The following is a 22,816-nucleotide window of genomic DNA, read 5'->3' on the forward strand; positions in this document are numbered from 1 at the left end:
CCTCGCACAGGTAAAAGCGCTCCGGGACAATCCCTGGTCGCCTAAAACGACAGTATGCGTTTAATTTGCTGATCGGCCTGTTCTAAAAACTGACCGCCAAAATGGTTGGTGTGATTAAGCAGGTGATAGAGGTTATAGATATCCCGGCGCTGCTCATAACCCGCTTCCTGTGGCATTACACTGTAATAACCATGATAGAAATCATTGTGGAATCCGCCAAACAGCTCAGTCATGGCAAGATCACATTCACGGTCGCCCCAATAGCAGGAAGGATCGAAACAGACCGGGCCGAACGCAGAGTTAGCCACATTACCATTCCACAAATCGCCATGCAGCAATGAGGGGCGGGGATGATGACTGGCTAAGCGTTGTGTGACCAGATCGACGAACTCCTCAATGTTGACCAGTTCAATGCCTTTCTCTCTGAGCAGTTGCAACTGCCAGCCGATGCGTTGTTCGGCAAAAAAGTGGTTCCATTTTTTTGTCCATTGATTGGGCTGGACAATATTGCCGATAAAGTTATCGACATCGAAACCATACTCTTTTTGGTCGCCCCATTGATGCAGTCGTGCCAGTTGCTGGCCGAACTGATAACTGTGTGCGGCGTCATCGAGCGGTTTGGTCGCGAGATAATTGAGAATAATGAATGCGTGGGTTTTGCTGGCGCCGACCATCACCAGCTCGGGGACAAAAACCGTGTTACTCTCTCGCAGTATACGCAGGTTTTCGGCCTCTAATTCGTACTGAGGCAGGTAATCCCGTTGATTGAGTTTAACAAAGTAACGCTCTCTGCCGTCAGAGATCATGTAGCACTCGTTAATGTCGCCACCATCCAGGCGCGTTTTTTCTGTTATGTCGTACTGGAACATCAAAGTGTCTGAGAGTTGCTGAGCGATCGCTTGCCACATAATCTCTTTCCTATACGGTTACCCTGTTGTAACCAGTTTAGGCGACTTTTAGTAATATTTCAGAGTGTGAATGCGCAGAATTTCATTCACTTACTACGAAATTCCTCTCGGTGCATATAAATGTGACTGTTATCAAGAAAGCAGGTTACTAACAGCACTAGTTATCGTCATTGTGATGGTATAGGGTGGCATAATGTCGCCTTAGTCTGCTGTTACTTCAGGATAAACTGTCAACACAGAGCGAGAGTTGTGCCTGCTTTCTGAGCAGGTGATACGCTCGTTATCAATAATCCGGGTGGCAGAACTGTGCAAACACGAGCACATAGCTTAGTATTAGTCAGGTATTATCAGACTTGGTCAAGCGTTAAAGCGGAGAAGAAAAGTGGTTGTAGAAACCGATGGTTATTTAGCCCTTATTGAACATCTGGCCATGAACATGGATGTATTTACACGTGATGGCGATATAGGCAAAGAGAGTGTTGAAGATGTCATTACGGATATGGTTGCCAGCAACATCATGGCAATTTTTGAGCAGAACCCTGAACTTCACTCTAGCGTACGTTTTAAATTACTGAAAGAGGCCGACTCAGTGGTTGAGGATCTTGGTGAAGTTCTGGCTGGCGTGTGGGCCAAACCTGCTACCAACGAACAAATTGAGTTCCTTGATGAATACATTGCCCTGGTCAAAAACCTGTTTGACTCCGCGGTCAGTAAATATGATTAAAAGGCCGGAGATAATCAATTAACCTCGGGATAATCAATTAACCTGAGGGGCCGCCTCAACCCGGCGAAATTGCCAGAATGTTGAGGCCCAGTAGGGATTGTCCAGCCTGGAGATCATCACGCCTTGTGAAGTAGACGCGTGCATAAAGCGCTTATTGCCGATATAGACTCCGACATGACGGGTTTGCGATGCCGTCTTGAAAAATACCAAATCGCCATATTGTGCTTGTGCGTAACCGATTTTTGCGCCAAGCCGGCTCTGTGAATAAGTGGTGCGCGGCAGGTGTTGCTGCCACGCATCGCGAAATGCTATCTGTACAAAAGCAGAGCAGTCGATACCGTCCTTGCTTTTCCCGCCCAGTTGATAAGGCACACCGCGCCACTGGTTAAACACCTCAAACAGCGCTGCTTCTTTTTGTTCTGTAGCGATTTGTTCCGGCTCAGCCTGATGACTGAGTGTTGGTAAGCTTTGTCCACTTGCTGTTGGCGTGCTGGAGCAGCCATTGAGCAGAATAAATACTGTGGCAATAATGAGAATTCTTGATTTTGAATAACTTAGCATCTTGACGTCTTTCATTTGTCACTCAACTGAAATCTGTGTGAAATATTTCTGACACATTTGCTTTTTACCATGGCGGCGGACCTTCAATTGTGGAATGGGATTCTCAATTTTTATGACTCAGCCGACTCAACAGGGCAAAGTGCTGTCACTTATCCAGACCCTGACCGCCATCTTCATGACGATTACCTTACTTGTCATTATTCTCTCTGTCACTAGTATCAAAGGTATAGGCCGGGTTGGCGATCAGTTCAACCACCTTTCCCAGCAAGCATTACCTCTGGCGATGAATAACGCGGCTTTGACACAAAATATCCTCGAACAGGTAAAGTTTCTCGGATATGGCACGCGTGCAGCCAGTGCCGAAGAGCTGGGCAAGACTCAGCAACAAATTGCTGATTTAGCGCAGCAGGCGCAAAAAATTCTGCTGGAAATGGACGGTTTTTCGACCCAGTTTAATGATCTGGTCGACAAGCAGAAGCAGCAGGCATTGGTACAAAATATTAAGCAGCTCAAACAGTTATCCGGCGCGATACTGCAAGCGCAGGATCAGCAGCTGCAACAACAAAAGACGATAGCCGAGCAAGCAACCGGTTTTCGTTATGGCATGAGTTCTATGGGTCCGGAAATGAGTCGGATTGCCTCGTTTCTGGCGGTGGACAACCCCAGCTCTATGGATGCCGCGAACCGTTTTACTGCGTCCGCCAGTTCGATGGAAAGCACTTTCCTGATGCTGATGATGCAAGATGACCTGACTCAGGCGAATAGCCAGTATAAAGAGCTGAAAAATCGTATTGCCGGCTTAGAACTGGCCTTTGATGATTTTAAAGAGTGGCATCCCGACGTGACGGAATTTGCCAGCCTGACCGCTCCTTACGCTATGGTGCAAGACGGGTTTAAAAAAGGTGGCATTCTTGACCAAATCCTGCAAAAACTGCACACCTCCCAACAGCAAAACCAGGACTTCAGTCAAGCTGCGGTAGTGGCTCAGAAAATCATTTCTCAGCTCAATTCGATGTCGAGTGATGCGCGCATCCTTATTGCTGATCAGAAACAGGAAGTGCAGGCGACGATACAAAATGTACGCTGGACACAGATAATCGGTGGCGCGATCCTGGTAATGATGATTGTGCTCGCCTGGTTTGGTTTACGCCGTTGGGTCAATCTGGGGATGAATAACATCAGTGCTCAGCTGACTGCGATGACCGCGCACGACTTTTCTCATCAGGCTGGTTTAAGCGGACCTCAGGAATTCCATCATATCGCCGCTCAGCTCAACCAGGTGATTGACAGTACCCGTGATTCACTGGCAACAGTGACTCGTAACTGTGAGACCTTATATCAAACTGCAGAACTGAGCCATGATGCGGCCAGTGAATCGGACAAAAGTCTGGCTGCACAGAACCAGTCACTGATTAATATGGTCACTACAATTAACCAGCTTGAAGCATCGATTCGCGAAATTGCGTCGGTGACCAATGACTCCTATACCGATGCGGTTTCGGCGGCAGAGCACGCTTCGCACGGCGTAGCGGTCGTGGACCAAAACCGGACGCGTCTGCAGTCACTCGAGTCTACCCTGAATATCAATGAAACGGCGATGCATGAACTCAATATCCATGTGAGTAAAATCCGCGAAATGGTTGATGTGATCAGCGGCATTGCTGACAGTACCAATTTACTGGCTCTCAACGCGGCGATTGAGGCGGCGCGGGCCGGAGAGCAGGGACGAGGGTTTGCGGTGGTGGCCGATGAAGTGCGTAAACTGGCCAGTGATACCAGTACTCAAACGGGCAATATCCGCGCCATGATGACCGAGTTAGTTCAGGCGGCAAGTCGCTCGCGCCGGTCGGTGGAGGATTCACGAGTCGAAATGGTCGATGCACTGAGTTCCAGTGAGGCGGTGAAGACGACATTTACTGACATTGCCCAGGCAGTGTCACACATCCGCGCACGGGTTGAGCAGATTTCTGTGGCCACGGAAGAGCAGGAGAGAGCGACCGCAGATGTCAGCCAGTCAATCAGCCAGATTTCCGACCAGGGCACGCACACGAAACAGCAACTGGAGGCGATGTTGGAGAGTTCCCAGCAGGTTGCGGACATTGCCGGTCACCAGCAAACCATGCTGCATAAGTATACTCTGACCTCCTAAACACTTTCCGGCTCTTCAGTCTGTTGCGATTTAGCGAGCAGGTTCAACCCAGCATGGCGCGGTTTTCACTGCGCCTTGCTGCTTTAATCATTGGCTGATTGACTGATTGATGTGATCCGCAAATAGAATAAATCAGATGAAGCGAAGGTGAGAGATTACTCGCTTAAGCTTCAGCGCGGCTTATTCACCGCTGCTTAGTGTTAACGATCACGGAAAGGCTGAGTCAGCATTTTATCCAGCCACTGCTCCCTAGCGCGTTGAAACTGCTTAAGTCCGATTTTCATCTGTTCATGCCCCTGCTGAGGCTGGGCAATGTAAGTACCAAACACGCGATCCCACACCGAGAGAAAAAAGCCGAAGTTCGAATGCATTTCCCGTTCAATCACCGAATGGTGTACCCGGTGCATGTCTGGCGTGACAATCACATTTCTTAGCCAGCGGTCTACGCTGAGCGGTAACCGGGCGTTACTGTGATTAAACATCGCACTGGCATTGAGCAACACTTCAAATATGACGACGGCCAGCGCAGGAGCACCGAGCAGGGTAATCGCACCGACTTTCACCCACATAGACACAATGATCTCAAGCGGATGAAAACGTGCGCCGGTTGTCACGTCGATATCCTGGTCGGCATGATGCATCCGGTGCATGCGCCACAACCAGGGAATGCGGTGAAACAGAACATGTTGGGTGTAGATGATCACATCGAGCGCGATGATGGCGACAGGCACAACGAGATAAGCCGGAATATCGAACCAGTGCAGCACCCCGAAACGGGTGTGTCCAGACCACATTGCCGCCGATAACGTGGCGACTGGCATCACCAACGCCAGAATGAGGCTGTTGAGGCCGACTAAGCCTAAATTGTTGAGCCAACGCAGCCATTTGCTGCATGACAGGGTTTTACGTGGTTGATTCGATTCCCACAGCGCGCAAGCAAGGAGCACCAGAATGAAAATCAGCAACCGAATCATATCCGTATGTTGTAACATCAAAGCCTCCGAACCCTCAGGTTCCTTTTGACTATCTGCTGGCAGCTACCCGCCGGTGACCTTTTCTGCGTGTCCGCTTGCCGTTACTGCTCATCTTAGTTGTGCGTGCTTTATGACTGGCTGGCGTTGTTTGTCGGGCTGTTTTACGCATACCAGGCCAATCAGGGCTGGCATGTGCCACGCCAGGACAGTAAAATCCGCTGTCCATTTTTATCATCAACCCGGGTTATGAGAATACACGCCTTTCACCATTTGTATCAGTATCGCTTAGAACGATCAACTAAACCATTTATTGCGCGCGGATCACGCATCAGGCGCTGTCCGTTTTGTCATGTCGCTGAAGCGCATTGCCTGTGTCCTCATCAGCCGGATGTGGAGACCGGTGTGGCTGTGATGTTGATCGTATCGGAAAACGAAGTCTTCAAACCAAGCAATACCGGGCGTCTGATTGCCGATACCATCAAGGAAACCTATGTTTATCAATGGCACCGCACTGAGCCGGATGAAAAAATGTTAGCGCTGTTAACTCACCCGGACTATTACCCGGTACTGGTGTTCCCCGCGCAAGATGAAGCTGACAAACCAAGAGTTCTGGACGATGTGACGGCCACGATCAATGGCCGAAAGCCATTACTGATTCTGATTGATGGCAGTTGGCGAGAAGCAAAACGTATTTTCCGTAAATCACCCTATCTGGCGAGTCTGCCGTTGGTGTCGATCGAGCCGGAAACGGTATCGCGTTACGTGATGCGCAAGTCCGATAACGAGCAACATCTGGCGACCGCAGAAGTGGCCAGTCTGGTCCTGGAAAAATTTGGTGAACATGCTGCCGCCGATACTTTGCGACTGTGGTTTGATGCGTTTCGGGAAAGCTATCTGCTCGCCAAATCGCGCATGAAAAGCAGTGAAAACAAGCAGGCATTGCAGGCGTATCTTACCCAGCAGGCGCGCTGATGACGTTTTGATGCCCGATGATGCTGATCAAGACTGGTTGCATCTTACGCAAACAGTCTGTATCGCCAAATAAACCGGTGTTTTGTCACGGAATGGGGGAATCGGGTTGTGGATAATAACGCGGTTTGATTTTACCTGTGTGGGTGTATTGCGCCCGTATTGGTTATTGTTGCCAGGAATGGCTTTCCCCGACTCGGGATTTATTAGGAGAGAATCACATGTACTACGGCTTCGATGTCGGCGGGACCAAAATTGAGTTTGGTGCCTTCAATAATAAGCTTGAGCGCATGGCGACCGAGCGCGTTGCTACCCCAACAGACGATTACGCGTTACTGGTGGACACGATAGCAGATCTGGTGGCGAAGTATGACCAGCAATTTGGTGTGCAAGGGACGATTGGCCTTGGCCTGCCAGGCATGGAAGACGCGGATGATGCGACTGTACTGACGGTGAATATTCCTTCAGCCAATGGCAAGCCGCTGCGCGCTGATCTGGAAGCGAAAATCGGCCGCCAGGTTAAGATTGAAAACGATGCTAACTGTTTTGCATTGTCTGAAGCCTGGGATGAAGAATTGAAAGATGAGCCGGCAGTGATGGGCTTGATCCTGGGTACTGGTTTTGGCGGTGGCTTTGTGTTCGAGGGTAAGATTTTTTCTGGGCGTAATCACGTTGCCGGTGAAGTCGGCCATATGCGCATGCCGATCGATGCCTGGTTCCACTTAGGTGCCGATAAAGCCCCTCTGCTGAGTTGTGGTTGCGGCAAGAAAGGTTGTCTGGATAACTATCTGTCCGGCCGTGGCTTTGAATTACTCTACCAGCACTATTTTGGCGAGAAGAAAGCGGCGATCGAGATTATTAATGCGTATCAGCAGGGCGAAGCGAAAGCCGCGGAACATGTTGAGCGTTTTATGGAAATGCTGGCGATTTGTTTTGCTAACATTTTCACCGCCAACGATCCGGATGTGGTTGTGCTGGGCGGTGGTTTGTCTAACTTTGAACTGATATATCAGGAACTGCCGAAACGTATTCCCAAACACCTGTTGTCTGTTGCTAAGTGCCCTAAAATTATTCAGGCCAAACACGGCGATTCAGGTGGCGTGCGCGGCGCGGCGTTTTTAAATATTAAGTGATTGCTTTTCAATATTATCAGTACCCAAACACTGAACACAAAAAGGGCCTACCGTTTGGTAAGCCCTTTTTATCATTCTGCTTTTGGCTTTTTACCCACACCAAAGTTTTCCTTTGGTTGCAGTGTAATGATGCCAAAACCCAGCTTTTTGAAGTGATTATCACGATAATTACGTACCGCTTTACTATCTGAAATGGCCTCAATCTGTTGTTCCATTTTCAGATAGGATGTCAGGTCGATGCCTTCTGCTTCGGCAACCGCTTCGTGAATATTGCGGTGCTTTTCATACGAAAACGACAGCGTTTTATCCTGATTTTTGTACGTATAAATAATGGTACGAGCCATGCTAATTCTCTCTCCAACTGCTTTAAGGCTGTTTAGCGGCCTAGATTCTGCCTTGTAGTGGGATGATTGTCACGCTTTCACCGACTTTTACTGTATCAATAGCCGGGCCGATCTCAATCAGACAGTTGGCTTCACTCATCGAGCGCAGAATACCAGAACCTTGTTTACCCGTGGTTTGCACCACCAGTTGCCCCTGATGATTGACATGATAGATCCCGCGACTGAATTCTGTTCGCCCTTGGCGAGAACGCAAATCTTCACTGGCCAGCGCCTGAACTTTAAGTGGTTGCCAGTCATGTTCACCCTGCATTTTACGCACAGCAGGCTCGACAAAATTAATGAATGACACCATCACTGCGACCGGATTTCCCGGCAACCCGAAAAACGGGGTATTGTCGACTTCACCAAACGCTAGCGGACGGCCAGGGCGCATATTAATGCGCCAGAAATCAATCCGGCCCAGCTTTTCCAGCGCAGACTTAATGAAATCGGCGTCACCGACGGATACGCCGCCGGACGTCATGATGATGTCGGCCGACTGGGCAGCCTGCACCAGCGTGTCCATCATCAGGATTTCATCGTCTTCGATGATGCCAAAGTCGATCACTTCACAATTCAATTGCTGCAAAAGGCCCATCAGCGTATAGCGGTTTGAATCATAAATAGAGTGGCCGTTGGTCTCTGTTCCTGGTGCCTGAACTTCATCACCGGTCGAAAACAGTGCCACCTTGAGGCGGCGATAGACGGGTACCGTCGTCATGCCCAGCGATGCGATCATCCCCATTTCAGCTGACTGGATACGTTGCCCCGGCAGAAATACTGACTGGCCTTGGGCAAGATCTTCTCCTGCCTGACGGACATTTTGTCCCGCTTTAATCACGGCGTCGGCAAAGGCGACAAATTGACCATCCTGCTTTGCCTGCTCGCGCATGATAACGGTATCGGCACCCGCCGGAACAGGTGCTCCGGTCATAATTTTTACGGCTTGCCCGGCTTGTAACGGCTGCGGATAGCCGTGTCCGGCCAGCACTTCGCACATAACTTCAAACTGCTCAAGGCCAACGTCTTCACTACGAATCGCGTAACCATCCATCGCAGAGTTGCGATACGCCGGAACGTTAATAGGGGATTCAATGGCATCGCTCAGTACGCGGCCATAACTGGCTTCAACGGCGAGCATTTCTGTGTCGCTGATCGGATGGACTGCAGACAGAATTTTTTCCACGCCTTCTGTGACCGACAAAAACGCGGGAGACAAGGTATCGCAGCTGGCCGGTTGCGACGAAGCGGGCTTCGATGCTGCGTGAAACTCGTGCGCATAGTCGAGCACAAACTGACTGATGGCCTGCAGATCATTAATGTTGAGCTGAGGTAATTCGGATTCAATCTTTTCGTCAGCGGCAACAGCGATGATGTTGCTGTCATTCGGATAGAGCCAGGGTTTACCGACTGCTGCGCGACGCAGTTCAATTTTGGGAAAGGCGATGTTTTTACAGCCTTCAACCAGAATCAGATCCAGTTGCTGATGATCAAAGCGGGTCAGCAGGTAATCAAATTCGGCTTCCGCATCCGGGGTTTCGGTCATTAGTGCATGGCGGTTACGGGACGCAATCAACATCTGGGAAGCGCCGGCTTTACGCAGACGATAGCTGTCTTTACCCGGCTTATCGACATCAAAATGGTGGTGGGCATGTTTTAGTACGCCCACCCGCAGCCCGGCTGCAGTCAGTTTAGGCAGCAGAGCCTCCAATAAGGTTGTTTTACCGGTTCCTGAGTAGGCGGCAAATCCGAGCAGCGGCAGTTTAAGGGCTGAAGTCTGACGATCATTCGTCTGACGAACAGGAATAGTCATGGCTGTAATGCTCCGAACTGAGCCAGCTCTTGTGGCGTATTCAGGTTAAAAAAGCAATCTGGACAGTCGCGGAAATCGACTTCACGAGTGTGGCATTCATTGTAAAGTAATACAATTTTACGGTCGCCACGTTCAAGAAACGCGCTCAGTTTAGGCAGCACCCGTTTATGGAACAGGGTAAAGACCGGCTGAGTGTGTTGCCCGTCGCTGGCGACCAGAATGTCACACTCCGGAGTGACGGTGTCACAAAAACGCTGCACTAAATCGGTCGCAATCATAGGGCTGTCACAAGGGACAAATCCGACCCAATCGGTTGATGCCGCTTTGAGTCCGGCATGAATGCCGCCCAGCGGACCGGGAAAGTCAGCAAATTCATCGCTCACCACGGGAGCAAATTGCTGATACCAATCCTGATTACGGTTCGCGTTGATCAGGATATGTTCGGCTTGTGGGGTTAACCGTTCCAGCACATGCTGGATGAGCGGCTTGTTGTTGAGTGTAATCAGACCTTTGTCGTTTCCGCCCATCCGGCTCGCCTGGCCACCGGCTAAAATAACCCAACTAGTTTGAGAGGGAAGTAACATAGGGATTCTCTTGTTCTTCTTTAACAATATGCAGTAATGGCGACTCAATTAAGGTGCGATCTTTTATCCACCACTGCTTTTTACATAATGCGGTCAAAGCGTTGCTCTGGTGACTGGTAATCACCAGGCTGGAGCCCCTGTCCAGTAAGTCTTTGGCCATTATAACTAATCTCTTGATGGATTCCTGGTCTAATGACGCACTCGGCTCATCCATCAGCAAAATAGAGGGCTTCAGAATCCAGGCTCTGGCCATGGCAACGCGCTGCTTCTCACCGCCGGACAATACCGAGACATGCTCATCGGCTAAGGTTTCCAGACCGACCATACGCAGTGCGGTGATCACTTCAGCACGTTTGTCTTTGGCAGACAAAGCACAATAACGAATCCCGTACACTACATTTTGATAGACAGTATCATCGAACAGATAGGGGCTTTGATGAAGATAAATAACGTCGCGATGAGCCCGGCCGTGCCACAGACGGCGCCACCAGGTCCGGGACTGCGAAACGGAGCCCATACTGGGTGACAGCAATCCGGACAAAATCTTGAGTAAGGTCGTTTTACCGACACCGTTATCGCCCTTGAGATAGATAGCGTCATTCGGCCCGATCGACAGATCGGCAATATGAAATAGAACGCGATCTTTAAAGCGCATTGATAACTGCGTCGCGGTTAATTTAATCGACATTCAACGTCCTTATGCAGCAGCTTAACTTTTTGACAAACCAAATCAGCACTTTGTACGAGCCCCAACGATTGAATAAACCCGTTGAGGTACAAAAACACAAGCGGTGCCATGGTCGGTATTTTCGTTGTCAGTCATACCTTATTAACGGTGATATTAACGGTGATCGTTTGGTAACGATCAGGTACGTAAATATCCTTTACCACGCATACTTGAGAGCAAAAAGTTTAACGCCAATGCCAAACAGAGTAGCACCATACCGAGTGCTACGCCTTGAGCAAAAGCGCCTTTATGACTTTCCATTGCGATTGCCGTCGGAATATTGCGGGTCAGACCCATGATATTGCCGCCGACCATCATCGAGCAGCCAACTTCAGTCACGATACGGGAAAAAGCGGTAATGGTGGCCGCACATAAAGGAAAACGCGTTTCCCATATCATTGTAGCGGTAATACGCGGTATTGATGCACCGAGTGTCATAGCGGTTTCCACTGAGCGGCGATCACTGGATTGCAAAGCGCCATGCATCATGGAAACAAGTATGGGGAAACAAATCAGCATTTGGCCGAAGATCATCGCCTTTTGAGTGAACAGCATTTGCCAGTCACCCATCGGACCTGAGCGCGACAACAACATATAAAGCAGCAGGCCGATAACCACAGTCGGTACCGCCTGCAGGGTATTAATCAGTGACAGCAGAGCCCACTTACCACGAAAGCTGGTATAAGCCAGCATAAATGCCAGCAGCACCGCTGGGGCGATAACCAGGCACAATGCGGCCAGTGAGACACTGAAGGAGACCGCAACGATCTCCCACAGTTCAGAGTCAAAGTTGACCAGTAATGTCAGCGCATCCAGGGTAGTTTGCCAAAGACTCATGAATAGCGCTTACTCGTTGGCGTTGGCAACAAACAGTTGTTGGCCATTGAGTTTAAACTCGTTGATCATCTTCTGGCCTTCGGCATTGATCAGCCAGTCGTGAAACGCTTTTGCGCCTTTGACGTTGAGGGTTGAGTAGCGCTCCGGGTTGACCAGAATGACCTGATACGGGTTAAACAGCGCTTTATCCCCCTGGAACAGGATTTTCAGATCCAGTTTATTGGTGTAAGCCAGCCAGGTACCGCGGTCGGTCATGGTGTAAGCCTGCATTTCTGACGCCATGTTCAGCGTCGGGCCCATGCCCTGGCCAACAGAACGATAGCCACCGAAGTTAGGCTCAATCTTGGTTTGCGCCCAGATACCCATCTCTTTTTGTGCGTACCGGAATCGTCACCGCGAGAAACGAAAGTCACGCCCTGAGTGGCAATTTGCTTAAATACCGCGCCAATGTCTTTTTGCTCTGCCACGTGTGCTGGGTCGTTTTCCGGGCCGACGATGACAAAGTCGTTGTACATCAGCTTGTGAGGTTCGATACCGAAACCTTGTTCAACAAAATTCGCTTCTGCTTTCGGTGCGTGGGTCATCACCAGATCCACGTCGCCGTTTTCGCCCATTTTCAGTGCTTTACCGGTACCGGCAGCAATCACATCCACCTTATAACCGGACTCTTTTTCAAACTGAGGCAATAAATAATCAAGCAGGCCGGAGTGATAGGTACTGGTGGTCGTGGCCAGTCGGATACGTGAAGCGTCTTCGGCACTGCTGGCAGAATAGCTGACGAGCAGAAGTGAGGTAGCAGCAAGACTCAGAGTCACTTTTTTCATGATAATTTCCGTATTGGTTGAGAATTGAACGAATGCCAGACCAGGAACGTATGTACTGACGCTTACTTTGCTTGCGCGCGCAAATCGCTTACGTTGCTGAGCGATAGTGGATTAATCGTTATGTTGTTTATCCGGGTTCTTGTTAATCAGAACTCTTATTAAACACACTTTGGATAACCAGGCTTTTGTTATCCAAGATCAAGAGCAATCAGTACTTTACCTTAGCCAGACAGACTTTAAGGCACCCGACACAATGCAATCGCAATGCCAGATTACAAGAGGGGGCATCCAGCATTAATTGTTTATTATCTAAGCAAAAAACACGAGCAAATGACGAAAATTGTCGTAAAAGTATGTGTTAGTGCACATAGCTTGGACAAAATGTCCCACTCTATGCGTAATGAGTCTATGGTTAATTGCGTCTTTCTGTCCCAATTGGAGTGAATAAGCCAACATGTCGCAAATTTTAGATTCTCAACCTGCACTGAAATATCAGGCATTTTCTGTTCTGGTGGTCGATGATGAACCCGGTATGCAGGCTATTTTAAAAAAATCCCTCGGCAAATGGTTCTCCAAGGTAGATTGCACCGGCAGCATTGAGCAGGCCGAAGTTCTGCGCTGTGAACATCATTATGATCTGATCATTCTTGACATTAACCTGCCAGGCCGCGCCGGCACCGAATGGAACGAGGTGTTCAGCGATGAGGAGCGCCGCGCAGACGTCATCTTTATGACCGGCTATGCGGATCTCGATACCGCAATCAGTGCATTGAAACTTGGTGCCTCCGATTTCATTCTTAAACCGTTCAATCTGGATCAGATGCTGCAAGCGGTCACCCGCTGCATGGACAAACGTCTCAATGAGCGGATGCAATACGCGCTGCAACGCGATTACCAGCGTCACTGCGCCACGCAGATCATTGGTCACTCACAACAAACAGAGCTGCTTAAACAGCTTATCCTGCAATTCGCGCCGTCTCGAGCGTCGGTATTAGTTGAGGGCGAATCGGGAACCGGTAAAGAGTTGGTGGCACGCGCGATTCATGAGGCCAGTGAGCGTTCAGGGCCTTTTGTGCCGCTTAACTGTGGTGCGATTGCCCCGGAGCTGCTGGAAAGTGAGCTATTCGGGCATACATCCGGCGCGTTTACCGGGGCTAAAAAAAGCCGTGAAGGTCTGTTTCGGGTTGCCAATGGCGGTACGCTGTTTCTGGATGAAATCGGTGAAATGCCGCTTGCCATGCAATCGGCGTTGTTGCGCGTTCTGGAGCAGAGAGCGATTCGTCCGGTTGGCTCGGAAAAAGAAGTGGCGATTGATGTCCGGGTGGTGGCGGCAACCAACCGTAACCTGCAGGATGAAGTCGACCAGGGGAATTTCCGCCGCGATTTGTACTACCGCCTCAATGTACTCAAAATTGATGTTTGTCCGCTGCGTGAGCGCAGCGCCGATTTAAAAGAACTGGTGCCGTTTTTTACCAAAAACCTCTGTGCAGAGCTGGCTATGCCGGTACCCAAGTGGGCCCATGAGGATGTGTCGGCCATGCTGACCTATGAGTGGCCGGGTAACATTCGTGAACTCAAGAACCTGATTGAACGCTGCATTCTGTTAGGTAAGCCGCCAGCGCACTATTGGCGTGAGTTACATGGTCTTTCTGAGTTGGATGTAGTGACAACGTCACATGATATTGACAGCCAACAAACATCAGCAGCAACCGAGTCAGGCGGTGAGCAAGTGGGATATCCTAACCACTGGACACTGAAAGATGTCGAGAAAGCGCACATTATGCAGTTGGTGGACTTCTACCAAGGCAACAAATCCGCTGCCGCGCGCGATCTCGGTGTCGCGAGAAAGACGCTGGAGCGAAAATTCAAAGAGTGGGACGGTGATGAAGCTAGCTAACCGGACCCTGCTGCAAAAATGGCGTTATCGCTTAAAAACCACAGTGCGCTACCGTCTGCTGATCCTGACATCCGCTCCGATCTTGTTCACGCTGGTGGCATTGATCGCGATCTCCATTTACTGGTCGCTGCATTACACCTGGCAAAGTGCGTTAGTTGATGTTTCCGAGCGCCTTGGTGTCGCGCGTAACAGCGTCAGCCTGCTGCAGCAACGTCAGGCCAATGAGGTCCGGGCTTTTGCTGAGTCATACGCGTTTCGTCGCCGTGTATTGCAGATGAGTAATGGCGCTGCCAATAACCCGCTTTCGCTCCGGCAGTGGGTTTCTGCGCAAAAGGCTCGCTACTCTCTCGACTTCCTCAATTTTGCGCCGATTGATCCCTCACAACATGGTTTATCGCAACAGCAGGCTCGCTATCAGGCACTTAGCGCCCGTGACTCGTTTTTCGATGTGCTCAGTCATGAAGAATTGACAAAGTTGTCGCCGGCATTAGCCGAGCGCGCCAAGATCCGGAACGACCACAGCCACAGCGAAATAGTGGAAACTCGTGGCCTGGTGAGCCGCACGATTGTCGCGGTTAACGATGAACATCAAAACCTGATTGGATTTCTCGATGGTGGCCTGTTGCTCAATAACAGCAGCGCTTTGGTCGATCAACTCAGGGATCTCATTTATCCGATGCGACGTGAGCAGATGCGCTCTGTGGGTACGGTCACCATTTTTCTCGATGCTTTGCGGATCAGCACCAACGTGCCGCTCGACAGTTCAGAGCAACAGGGCCGTGCAGTCGGAACCCGGGTATCTGACGCGGTGCAGACCCAGGTTTTACAACAGGGCCAGCAATGGGTTGATCGGGCTTATGTGTATGACGCCTGGTACATCACTGCTTATGAGCCGATTCGTGACTCGAATCAGCAGGTCATCGGTATGTTATATACCGGCCATCTGCTGTGGCCGTTTGTCAAAAGCTACCTGACCAACATCGTGGAAATAGCCATTGCGACTCTGTCTCTGCTGCTGGTTTCAGGCATTTTTGTTTACCGTGGCTCGCGCGATTTGTTCCGGCCGATAGAACGAATCCATCGTGTCGTGAAGCTGGTTCAGTTAGGCAAAAATCAGCGTATTGGCGAGCTGGGCCTGGATCATGACCATGAACTGGCTCAATTGGCGCGGCAGTTTGATAACATGCTTGATTTGTTGCAGCAACGAAATGAAGAGATTCAGCGCGCGGCTCATGAGCTGGAAGGAAAAGTCAGCGAGCGGACCGCCAGTCTGCAGGACAAAACAGCCGAGCTTGAGCACCATATTCAACTGCTGAACCAGACCCGTGACAAACTCATTGTGCACGAGAAACTGGCGGCTCTTGGTGAGCTTACTGCAGGCATTGCACATGAAATCAATAACCCGACCGCAGTGATCCTGGGCAACACAGAACTGATTCGGTTTGAACTCGGTGATGATGCTAAACGGGTCGAAGAGGAGATTGACGCCATTCTGTTACAGATTGACCGCATACGGAATATCACCCGCAGTCTGCTGCAATACAGCCGTCATGGCGGCGTCCAGGATGAAATCACCTGGCAGCACATCAATCCGATTATTGAAGAGAGCATCACGTTGGTGAAAACCGGCACCAAGAAGCGCGACATCGAGTTTGTTACCCGGTTTGAAGCTCAGAGTTCAGTTGAGGTGAATCGCCATCAGTTGTTGCAGATCCTGGTGAACCTGCAGATGAACGCGATTCATGCCATGAACGGACAGGGAAAATTAACGATTAGCAGTGAAGACTGGTGCGAGCAGGGTGAAGTGCTTGGCGCCGTGGTCCATATCGAAGATCAGGGGTGTGGTATTAAACCCGAACACCTCAAGCGGGTGTTTGACCCGTTTTATACCACAAAACGGGAAGGAACAGGTTTGGGTTTGTCGGTTTCGCAGAGTCTGCTCAGCCAGACTGGTGGTGAGATACGAGTTCGGTCTGAATATGGTAAAGGCAGTACCTTCAGTGTCTACCTGCCGAGTAAGGCAGATGCACACCTGCTGATTACTAAAGCGTCCTGAGTCGTTGTGTTTCAGCTAAAAGCGGCCATGCCCAAGAGCGGCATGGCCGCTTTCTATAAACTCGTTACGCTTTAAACTGATTACTTTGTAAAAACAATCAGTTTGAAACCTGTCACGCTTGGTGCAGGAATTTGTCAAAACGGTCTGGCATCAGATATTCTGAAAGGCACTGTTTGGCGGTTTAATGCCGTGGGTTTTAAATTCTTTCATGACCCGCAACGTAATATCGGTTTCAAATAATTTTTCGTAAGCCGTATCGACCACGTAGGCTTTGCAGGTAAGCTGCACCGCCAGATAGCTTTCGGTCATGGTCTGTTTGACCAATACTACGACTGGTTTTGGCAGATGAATGTAGCGGCTTGATGAGGCCGCTTCTTGTATCAGATCGCGAGCCAGCGCAATATCTTCATCCAAACCGACATAAAACGGGATCACCACCTGCATATCCAGCGCGCCATAGTTACCGCTGGAGGTGATTTCATTGAGAAATTTGTTATTGGGGATGGTGATGATGTCATCGGATAAGGTCCGCATCCGCACCGAGCGCAGCCCGATTTCAATAATATCACCATAATGACCTTCGAAAGTGACGCGGTCACCAACCTGGAACGGCCGGTCAATCACCACCGTGATTCCGGCAATAAACGAAGCCGCGAGATCTTTTAACGCAAAACCAACCGCGACCGCCAGCGTACCGCCAATCAGTGCCAGCATGTGGTCATTAATGCGGAAGCTGAGCATCAGCACAATCGCCGCAACGCTGAGATACATAAAGAACTGGAAAAACGACTGGAATTTCTGCAGTAACATGCGGTACTGGACGAACTGAGTTCCCAGCGTTCTGATCAGAGATTTGACGAACTTGAGCAGCAGCCAGGTCGCGGCGACGACCAGTAGCGAAAAGAACACACCACTCCAGCGCACCAGGCTGGCAATCTGTTTAATATCCTGTATGTCTGAAACGGCTTCTTCGGCGGCTGAGGGGGCACTTATCATCAGCGCAAGGCTGCACAACATAATAATAGCGAGATGCGGTATGGGTATATGGGATACTTTCATTACTTCACCAACAAATGTTGTCTGTCCAGAACATTGGTAATGGCGCGATACCAGTGGTCGGAAATTCGGGTTTTATCTTCCGCCCATTCCAGATATCCCCGACTTTCAAAGTAGCGCATAATGCCAATCACCTCAGGGATGGTCAGTTGAGTACATTCCGATAATTCATCCGGAGAGGCGACTTCCAGTTGCACGATTGAGCGCAGCACAGCCAGCATGGGTTTGGGCATGGATTCCAGATCATGCGCATCAGGGGTATGAAACAAGCGCACCACAACCTGATGGTTCTCCTTATGACGATGCAAAGAACGGCGAAAAAAGCGCAACGCCACGGTCGGGTTGCCATCGGAGTAGTGCAACAGAATACGATAGAACCCCAGGCGTGAGCGTTCTTCATCACTGTGCTCTTCATCGCCCCATTGGCGGGGAACCAGTAACCCCTCAAAGGATATCGGCGACTGCTTATCCTGATTGATGCGGCTGTCGAGCAATTCACCTAGCTGTACTTCATTCCAGCGCGGCAAAATAGTCACCCAGTCAAACAGCAGTCGTTCACCACGTGCGCGATCGACAAACCGCCAGCTCGATTTTTCAATTGCCATCACCACACGGTGATTCTGCTTACTGCGGCGCAGTAAGTTGGTCAGATGCAGTAATCCCTTGAGGCCACCGACGGTCGGCTTAACCAGGCGCTGTGCATTATCAATCGCAATCAGATAACTTTGCTCACTCTGTCGCAGCGCCGCGATGATCTGCACTTCACTGGCATCCTCGCTCAGGTTAAGTTCTACCGCCAGTTGGGATAGCAGGTTATCCAGACCAGAATAGGGGCAATTGAGATAAACCGGTCGGGCGTTTTTCACTTTATTCAGCAGGCGATGCAACAAGGTCGTGGTGCCAATCCCACGCTCGCCGGACACCACACACATCGCCGGACTGTCACTGAGCAAATAGCGGCTCAACTGCTGAAATTCATCTTGCGCGTACTCAACCAGGGGACTGTCCATATGGCCCGGTAGTACATAATCAAAGGTTTCGTCGCCTTTAACACGGGTGTACTCCTGTTCATTACAGCGGTTATTATTCTGCTTGGCCGCCTCGATACGAAACAGGTAGGCCAGCGCCTGACTGCAAAAGGAATAGCTCGACATCAGTGACACGAGTTGACGTTGTAGCGTGTTCAATCCTATCCAAAGTACACCAAGAACCGTCGCCGGAATGCATGCCAACCAGGTGCTCTGTTTTTTCTCTGCCCATTTTACCCAAAGTGGTTTATCCGTCTGCTTGTCGATAACCGCAAAGGTGCGCTCTCGCCATAGCATCAGTACTGAAACCACCATCAGCACAATCCAGACGCTCAGCGCATCGGTGAGCCAGTCATAGAGGGTGTTTTTGGCCAGTAAGGCTAAGGATAACTGGACGATCAGGCCGCTGATGACCGCAGTACGAACCAGACGACGAATCGAAGTCTGGCGTAAATCGATCAACGCTTGATTGGACGTGCGACGGGTACGATAGAAGTACTCGCTGATCAGACTGATGGCGATGCGACCGCCCAACAGCCACCAGATGGCCCATTGCAGATAGCGCAGCGCCTGCAGGCTCTCCAGCTGAATAAGACTCTGCAGGACAAGAGTCAGCGCTATCATCCAGGCAATCGTGCGGTTGGCTTTACTCACATACCACACCAGTCGTGCCCAGATAGCCGGTTTCTGTTTGTTTTGCAGATAAGTACGCCAGAACAATTTGATCAACGGCTGGCTGTGACCCAGCCACCAGAACAAGACGGCAAAGATCACCATGACTCTCAGTACCATTCCGCAGAAGGAAAGAGGCGCTCTGCTAACGTTGTGCCATAGAGTATCTAACTGCCTTGTTTGCCAGTGCCATTGATAGTGCAGCATTAAACGCGCCTGCTGCAGTTCAAGCCGGGCCTGACTGACACCTTCTGAACTGAAACCGGTCAGGACGCTGCGGGTATACACATCACTAAGTTCAAGCAAACGTTGTTTGCTGCGGGACAAACTGGTCAGGGCTAAATAACTTTGCTGCAGATTAAACCAATTGAGTTCATCCGCTTGCTGCTGGTAGTGCTCCAGCAAGGTCGAAAATTCGTCAACCGTGTTCTGCTGTTGCAGCAAAGTTGCTTTCAATAACTGTTGCACACGTTGTTGCTGTGCGCGATCCATCATTGTCCGTTCAGGCAATTCACGGACGTTCTGTTCCAGATCCCGCATGCTTTGTGGCGTCTGGGCAACCAGATTGACATCATCGTGCTGCCACTCAGCGGTGACGGAAAAGCTCAGCAGGCCGAGTAATAATGGTAAGAGCCAAGCTCGTAACCTAAAATGGAGGATAGCCGACATTGACGAGTTCACTTAATAAGTTATTGATTATCAAATTAAGTGTAGCTTAAGCAACTCGAACAGCGGGCCAAAATTTGTGATGGTGCTGCGAATTCAGTGAAGGCGGCAACGATGAACTGCCGTTATCTTTTCATCTCCTCATCTCCTCATCTCCTCATCTCTTTTCAACGTATTCTTTCAAATGGTACTAGCTGGTTATTAGTTATTGGCTATTGGTTATTAAAAACTAATCGGCCAGATGTCCTTTGACATCAAACTCGATTTTATCTGCGCCGCTGTAGACCTGAAAACGCAGGCCTTTTGCTCTGGCAATGGTTGTGATGCCGAACTGTTGCGCCAGATCGAGTCCCATCTGGGTCACGCCGGAGCGGGAGAGCAGTACAGGTATCCCCATCTGGGCAACTTTGATCACCATTTCTGAGGTTAAACGACCTGTGGTATAGAAGATTTTATCCTCGCCACTCATGTTGTTAAGCCACATTTCTCCGGCCAGAGTATCCACCGCATTGTGGCGACCGACATCTTCGACAAACGATAACACCTGGTCTTCAAAGCAGATTGCGCAGCCGTGTACGGCACCTGCCTTTTTATAAGTGTCGTTGTGATGGGTTAACGCTTCCAGAGCGGCATAAATCTGAGACTGTTTAAGCGGGCGTTGCGGAACCTGATAGTTCTCCAGCTGTTTCATCACGTTGCCGTACATGGTGCCCTGACCACAGCCTGAAGTAACGGTCTTTTTCTTTAACGCCGGCTCAAGGTGATCAATGTTTTCCCGGGTAACCACGGCGGCAGAATTGGTCTCCCAATCGATAATGACCGAGTCGAGCGCGTCAGGATCGGAAATAAAACTCTGATTTTTCAGGTAACCCAGCACCAAAGCGTCAGGCCGTGATCCTAACGTCATCAGAGTCACGATTTCTTTCCAGTTAAGCAGTACGGTCAGAGGACGCTCACAAGCGATCGATTTGACCAATTTCTCCCCATATTCGTCATACACGTCTACATCCATGGTTTGTAACGGGTTTTCACTGGTTTTGATAACAGATAACTTGCTCACTGCGGCATCCTTTTTATAAGGTCAGGTTTCTTTTGCTATACGGTCCGGCTGGGGTGAAACATCAGCTCGCGCCTAAACCCTAGCTAAAAAGTTGTAAGTGGTCTAATCCAAGTGGCGTAAATTGTGTCTAAAGTACCAGAGTCGCCAACTCAAAGTGACGGAGTAACGAGTTAAAGTTCTCAAGCCATGAATTAAAGTTCAAAAATAACGAACAGATGGCTTAGTTATTGCTAAGTCACTATTTCAAATCTTGAAAAAACAACGTTCCGGGTGTGCTGAAATCAATTGACAGTCACAGACCAGGGCGGCAGTTTTAAAACATCATCTGCACTTTTAAGTGCTTAGATTTGTTCTAGACTATGAAAAAAGGCGCGATGTCGTGCCGATAAGAAAGTCAGACAGCTTAACGAGAATATTACGGAAACTCCCATGTCAGAACTGCAAATCAAAATCATGGATACAGAAAAGACCGAGACCCTTTGGCCCTTGGCCTGTGATCTGGTTGAGCACGAGATCACAACCGGAATGTGGATGACCACCCAATGGCAATTAACCGGTTTTGATCTGCATCCGAACCAGGACAGTGCATTTATCGCCGTGCTGGAACTGTATCGTGATGAACGAACCGACTATCGTTTCAACCTGAGTTCTCAACAACCTAAACTGTTTCTGGTACTGGAAAATCCAGACGCTGAAGGAACCCCTCCAAATATCATTACGCTCACCGCGTCACAGAGCGTGGCAGGCCAATATATGGATGGTGACTATCTGGTGCTTTCGGCCGATATGCCGCTGCCGATTCAGGCCTGGATGGAAGCCTTTATTGGCCGACATGGCGAATTGCTGGAAGTGAAACGTAAAAAACGCAAAGGGGCGGGCAGAGCCAGTGGACAATAATTCGTTTCTTTCCCGCTGGTCAAAGCGCAAACTTGAAGAGCAACATGAGGACCTGGCTTCGTCGGCAGAAGACAGCTCTGGTTCAGAAACCGGCACGGCAGACATCGACTCAGCCACTCGAACCGATGAACTTGATTCACCGGGTTCAGATCTCGCTGATGGTTTTGAACCACAAACTGGCACCGAGGCAAACAGCCTCGCAGAGGACAGTGCCAATGAGCAACCACAGTCGGTCGCTGCCTTACTGGCATCCCAAGCTAGTCAACAAGTAAAAAAAGCAGCGCTGCGTAAGCTGTTTTTGAGTGGTGAGTTTAGCGAAGTCGATCGGCTTAATGATTACGATCACGATTACTCCAAAGTAAAAAGCTTGTCGACTGAAGTCGCGCAGGGTTTGCGTGACTGGCTGAACAAGGCCGACGATAAGCCGGAAGATAAGCCTGGCTCAGAGACACAACCTGTGCACAATAAGCCCGAAATAAGTGGCGCAGCTTCATCGGATGATCTGGTGGATGAAGAGAGCGATGTTGAAGCTATTAATGTTAATCTCAATGGCACGCCAGGCAGGGAGGATGCGACGGCGCTGGACGGCAAACTTGCTGCATCCGCTCAATCTGAAACAGATCGTGCCGATCATCTCGACCACAAGGACGATGAGACTAAATCGACCACTTAATTTCTGATTGTTCAAAAACTCTTATCCCTTTAACTATTATCTCGATAACGACCAGGTACATTTTGACCTAATACCTTTTCGACCAGATGAGACAATTTGTCTCATCTTTTTTATTTGTGCCGATACATTGATTAGTTTTATTTTTAACCGTTTGTTTTAAATCATTTTTATGGTTGGAATGCTAATTGCTAAAGTAATCAAAAAGAGCGGGCACTCAAGATTCGC

Annotated in this window: 19 protein-coding genes and 1 pseudogene; 8 read left to right on the top strand and 12 right to left on the bottom strand. The window is 49.7% G+C overall.

What is annotated here, in order from left to right; all coding sequences use genetic code 11:
• Positions 1–41: 41 nt before the first annotated feature.
• Entirely contained in the window at positions 42–908 is an 867-nt protein-coding gene (locus KNV97_RS10755; RefSeq protein ID WP_218563082.1) for a fructosamine kinase family protein, read from the bottom strand.
• A gap of 382 nt (positions 909–1,290) precedes the next feature.
• Here KNV97_RS10755 and KNV97_RS10760 point away from each other — a divergent pair, with 382 nt between their 5' ends.
• Positions 1,291–1,632 carry a DUF3802 family protein gene (locus tag KNV97_RS10760; RefSeq protein WP_136486385.1) on the top strand — a complete coding sequence of 114 codons (342 nt, stop codon included), beginning with the start codon at positions 1,291–1,293 and terminating at the stop codon, positions 1,630–1,632.
• A gap of 33 nt (positions 1,633–1,665) precedes the next feature.
• Here the strand turns inward: KNV97_RS10760 and KNV97_RS10765 are convergent, their stop codons facing one another.
• Positions 1,666–2,193: an NlpC/P60 family protein gene (locus KNV97_RS10765; protein WP_218563083.1), complete on the bottom strand. Its 528-nt coding sequence runs from the start codon at positions 2,191–2,193 to the stop codon at positions 1,666–1,668.
• Positions 2,194–2,305: 112 nt separating this feature from the next.
• Between KNV97_RS10765 and KNV97_RS10770 the strand changes: the two genes are divergently transcribed.
• Positions 2,306–4,342, top strand: a complete 2,037-nt coding sequence (locus KNV97_RS10770; protein WP_218563084.1) for a methyl-accepting chemotaxis protein — start codon at positions 2,306–2,308, stop codon at positions 4,340–4,342.
• A gap of 200 nt (positions 4,343–4,542) precedes the next feature.
• Here the strand turns inward: KNV97_RS10770 and KNV97_RS10775 are convergent, their stop codons facing one another.
• Positions 4,543–5,334: a sterol desaturase family protein gene (locus KNV97_RS10775; RefSeq protein WP_218563085.1), complete on the bottom strand. Its 792-nt coding sequence runs from the start codon at positions 5,332–5,334 to the stop codon at positions 4,543–4,545.
• A 228-nt stretch (positions 5,335–5,562) separates the two neighbouring features.
• Here KNV97_RS10775 and KNV97_RS10780 point away from each other — a divergent pair, with 228 nt between their 5' ends.
• Positions 5,563–6,288, top strand: a complete 726-nt coding sequence (locus tag KNV97_RS10780) for a tRNA-uridine aminocarboxypropyltransferase (RefSeq protein ID WP_136486656.1) — start codon at positions 5,563–5,565, stop codon at positions 6,286–6,288.
• 218 nt (positions 6,289–6,506) lie between these two features.
• Positions 6,507–7,418 (top strand): N-acetylglucosamine kinase, encoded by a 912-nt coding sequence (gene nagK, locus KNV97_RS10785; RefSeq protein ID WP_218563086.1) that lies wholly within the window; start codon positions 6,507–6,509, stop codon positions 7,416–7,418.
• A gap of 71 nt (positions 7,419–7,489) precedes the next feature.
• On the opposite strand, the gene KNV97_RS10790 is transcribed toward nagK, so the two are convergent.
• From KNV97_RS10790 to KNV97_RS10815, 6 genes and pseudogenes are all read right to left on the bottom strand, one after another.
• Positions 7,490–7,762: a DUF2960 domain-containing protein gene (locus KNV97_RS10790; protein WP_136486396.1), complete on the bottom strand. Its 273-nt coding sequence runs from the start codon at positions 7,760–7,762 to the stop codon at positions 7,490–7,492.
• A gap of 40 nt (positions 7,763–7,802) precedes the next feature.
• Positions 7,803–9,614 (bottom strand): bifunctional molybdopterin-guanine dinucleotide biosynthesis adaptor protein MobB/molybdopterin molybdotransferase MoeA, encoded by a 1,812-nt coding sequence (locus KNV97_RS10795; protein ID WP_218563087.1) that lies wholly within the window; start codon positions 9,612–9,614, stop codon positions 7,803–7,805.
• On the bottom strand, positions 9,611–10,198 hold the full coding sequence (gene mobA, locus KNV97_RS10800) for a molybdenum cofactor guanylyltransferase MobA (RefSeq protein ID WP_136486400.1): 588 nt from the start codon (positions 10,196–10,198) through the stop codon (positions 9,611–9,613). The genes KNV97_RS10795 and mobA overlap by 4 nt, the downstream gene beginning before the upstream one ends.
• Positions 10,176–10,886 (bottom strand): energy-coupling factor ABC transporter ATP-binding protein, encoded by a 711-nt coding sequence (locus KNV97_RS10805; protein ID WP_136486402.1) that lies wholly within the window; start codon positions 10,884–10,886, stop codon positions 10,176–10,178. The genes mobA and KNV97_RS10805 overlap by 23 nt, the downstream gene beginning before the upstream one ends.
• 177 nt (positions 10,887–11,063) lie before the next feature.
• A complete protein-coding gene (locus KNV97_RS10810) occupies positions 11,064–11,762 on the bottom strand; it encodes an ABC transporter permease (protein WP_218563088.1) in 699 nt (232 codons plus the stop codon).
• 9 nt (positions 11,763–11,771) lie between these two features.
• Positions 11,772–12,586: pseudogene (locus KNV97_RS10815) on the bottom strand (substrate-binding domain-containing protein).
• Positions 12,587–13,040: 454 nt separating this feature from the next.
• On the opposite strand from KNV97_RS10815, the gene KNV97_RS10820 reads away from it, so the two are divergent.
• On the top strand, positions 13,041–14,483 hold the full coding sequence (locus KNV97_RS10820) for a sigma-54-dependent transcriptional regulator (RefSeq protein WP_136486408.1): 1,443 nt from the start codon (positions 13,041–13,043) through the stop codon (positions 14,481–14,483).
• Positions 14,470–16,539: a sensor histidine kinase gene (locus KNV97_RS10825; protein ID WP_136486658.1), complete on the top strand. Its 2,070-nt coding sequence runs from the start codon at positions 14,470–14,472 to the stop codon at positions 16,537–16,539. Before KNV97_RS10820 ends, KNV97_RS10825 begins: the two co-directional genes overlap by 14 nt.
• A 150-nt stretch (positions 16,540–16,689) precedes the next feature.
• Here KNV97_RS10825 and KNV97_RS10830 read toward each other — a convergent pair whose 3' ends face one another.
• From KNV97_RS10830 to KNV97_RS10840, 3 genes are all read right to left on the bottom strand, one after another.
• Positions 16,690–17,598, bottom strand: a complete 909-nt coding sequence (locus KNV97_RS10830; RefSeq protein WP_407701901.1) for a mechanosensitive ion channel family protein — start codon at positions 17,596–17,598, stop codon at positions 16,690–16,692.
• Positions 17,598–19,964 (bottom strand): ATP-binding protein, encoded by a 2,367-nt coding sequence (locus tag KNV97_RS10835; RefSeq protein ID WP_218563089.1) that lies wholly within the window; start codon positions 19,962–19,964, stop codon positions 17,598–17,600. Before KNV97_RS10835 ends, KNV97_RS10830 begins: the two co-directional genes overlap by 1 nt.
• 226 nt (positions 19,965–20,190) lie before the next feature.
• Positions 20,191–21,021 carry a formate dehydrogenase accessory sulfurtransferase FdhD gene (locus KNV97_RS10840; protein WP_218563090.1) on the bottom strand — a complete coding sequence of 277 codons (831 nt, stop codon included), beginning with the start codon at positions 21,019–21,021 and terminating at the stop codon, positions 20,191–20,193.
• Between the two features lie 429 nt (positions 21,022–21,450).
• Here KNV97_RS10840 and KNV97_RS10845 point away from each other — a divergent pair, with 429 nt between their 5' ends.
• Both KNV97_RS10845 and KNV97_RS10850 read left to right on the top strand, forming a co-directional pair.
• Positions 21,451–21,918, top strand: a complete 468-nt coding sequence (locus KNV97_RS10845) for a DUF3305 domain-containing protein (protein ID WP_136486413.1) — start codon at positions 21,451–21,453, stop codon at positions 21,916–21,918.
• On the top strand, positions 21,908–22,591 hold the full coding sequence (locus KNV97_RS10850; RefSeq protein ID WP_218563091.1) for a DUF3306 domain-containing protein: 684 nt from the start codon (positions 21,908–21,910) through the stop codon (positions 22,589–22,591). The genes KNV97_RS10845 and KNV97_RS10850 overlap by 11 nt, the downstream gene beginning before the upstream one ends.
• The last annotated feature ends 225 nt before the right edge of the window (positions 22,592–22,816 follow it).

The sequence above is a fragment of the Vibrio ostreae genome, from assembly GCF_019226825.1.
Lineage (GTDB): Bacteria > Pseudomonadota > Gammaproteobacteria > Enterobacterales > Vibrionaceae > Vibrio > Vibrio ostreae.